Origin of the sequence: Kluyvera chengduensis, assembly GCF_044197065.1 — a bacterium.
GTDB lineage: Bacteria > Pseudomonadota > Gammaproteobacteria > Enterobacterales > Enterobacteriaceae > Kluyvera > Kluyvera ascorbata_C.
On record NZ_JBIQOI010000023.1, the window covers coordinates 1 to 862 of the forward strand.

An 862-nucleotide genomic window follows, 5' to 3' on the forward strand; every position below is an offset into this window, starting at 1 on the left:
GACACCTTCGCAGGCTTACAGAACGCTCCCCTACCCAACAACACAGAGTGTCGCTGCCGCAGCTTCGGTGCACAGTTTAGCCCCGTTACATCTTCCGCGCAGGCCGACTCGACCAGTGAGCTATTACGCTTTCTTTAAATGATGGCTGCTTCTAAGCCAACATCCTGGCTGTCTGAGCCTTCCCACATCGTTTCCCACTTAACTGTGACTTTGGGACCTTAGCTGGCGGTCTGGGTTGTTTCCCTCTTCACGACGGACGTTAGCACCCGCCGTGTGTCTCCCGTGATAACATTCTTCGGTATTCGTAGTTTGCATCGGGTTGGTAAGTCGGGATGACCCCCTAGCCGAAACAGTGCTCTACCCCCGAAGATGAATTCACGAGGCGCTACCTAAATAGCTTTCGGGGAGAACCAGCTATCTCCCGGTTTGATTGGCCTTTCACCCCCAGCCACAAGTCATCCGCTAATTTTTCAACATTAGTCGGTTCGGTCCTCCAGTTAGTGTTACCCAACCTTCAACCTGCCCATGGCTAGATCACCGGGTTTCGGGTCTATACCCTGCAACTTAACGCCCAGTTAAGACTCGGTTTCCCTGCGGCTCCCCTATTCGGTTAACCTTGCTACAGAATATAAGTCGCTGACCCATTATACAAAAGGTACGCAGTCACACCCCGAAGGATGCTCCCACTGCTTGTACGTACACGGTTTCAGGTTCTTTTTCACTCCCCTCGCCGGGGTTCTTTTCGCCTTTCCCTCACGGTACTGGTTCACTATCGGTCAGTCAGGAGTATTTAGCCTTGGAGGATGGTCCCCCCATATTCAGACAGGATACCACGTGTCCCGCCCTACTCATCGAGCTCACA

The 862-nt window shown here is 52.9% G+C and carries 1 rRNA gene; it reads right to left on the reverse strand.

The window, feature by feature from the left end:
- Window positions 1–862: ribosomal RNA gene (locus tag ACH1XZ_RS23170) — 23S ribosomal RNA — on the reverse strand; the annotation flags it as partial.